Source organism: Comamonas sp. B-9 (assembly GCF_000410635.1).
In the GTDB taxonomy this organism is placed as follows: Bacteria; Pseudomonadota; Gammaproteobacteria; order Burkholderiales; family Burkholderiaceae_C; genus Comamonas.
This window is the reverse complement of sequence record NZ_APCR01000535.1, coordinates 1-891: the sequence shown is the minus strand read 5'-3', so window position 1 is coordinate 891 and position 891 is coordinate 1. Positions and strand designations below refer to the sequence as shown.

The window sequence follows — 891 nt, the reverse complement described above, 5'->3', positions numbered from 1 at the left end:
GGCGGTTCGGCGCTACCATCGCTACCGTAACGACCACCCTGGACCGCCCCGTGCCCAAGCCTGCGCCCCCTGCCACTCCCCAGCGCCCCAGCCCGCCCGGCGCAGCCAAGCCTGCCGCCGCCAAGGCCCGGGCCACAATTGCCGATGTGGCGCTGGCGGCCCAGGTCTCCAAGGCCACCGTGTCGCGCTACCTCAATGGCCGCACCGACATCCTCACCCCCGACATGGCCAAGCGCGTGCAGGAGGCCATTGCCAGCCTGCAGTACCGGCCCAGCCCGATGGCGCAGGCACTCAAGCATGGCCGCACGCGCCTCATCGGCCTGGCGGTGGCCGATGTAACCAACCCCTTCTCGGTGGCGGTGCTGCAGGGCGCAGAAAAAGCCTGCCAGGCCGCTGGCTATTTGCTGGTGCTGTTCAACCTGGGCAATGAGGCCGGGCGCGAGCGCGATGCCATGCATGCGCTGTCGGCCTACCAGCTCGACGGCATGATCCTCAACCGCGTGGACACCAGCGCCCAGCTCTGGCAGGACGCACAGCTGCACGGCAAGCCCATCGTGCTGGTGGACCGCTTCCAGGAAGGGATGGACGCCGATTTTGTGACCGTCGACAACCCCGGCGTGATCCAGATCGCGATGGACCACCTGCAGCAGCAAGGCTTTGACGAAGTGCTGCTGGTGACCGAGCCGATTGCCGATGTCAGCTCGCGCACCGCGCGCCAGCAGGCCTTTGCCCGTTACCTGCAAGGCCAAGGCAGCACCGGGCGCGGCAAGCCGGCGGCCATGCAGGGCAGCGTGTGGGAAAGCACGCCGCACAACGCCAGCGCCTTGCAGCAGCATCTGCAGCGATGGCGCGATCAGGCGCAGCAAGCGGGCCGCCCCCCCGCCGTGCTGG

The 891-nt window shown here is 68.9% G+C and carries 1 protein-coding gene; it reads left to right on the top strand.

The annotated features are described in order from the left end of the window. Window positions 1-891 (top strand): LacI family DNA-binding transcriptional regulator (locus H928_RS26200; protein WP_021025548.1); only part of this gene is annotated, 891 nt, incomplete at both ends.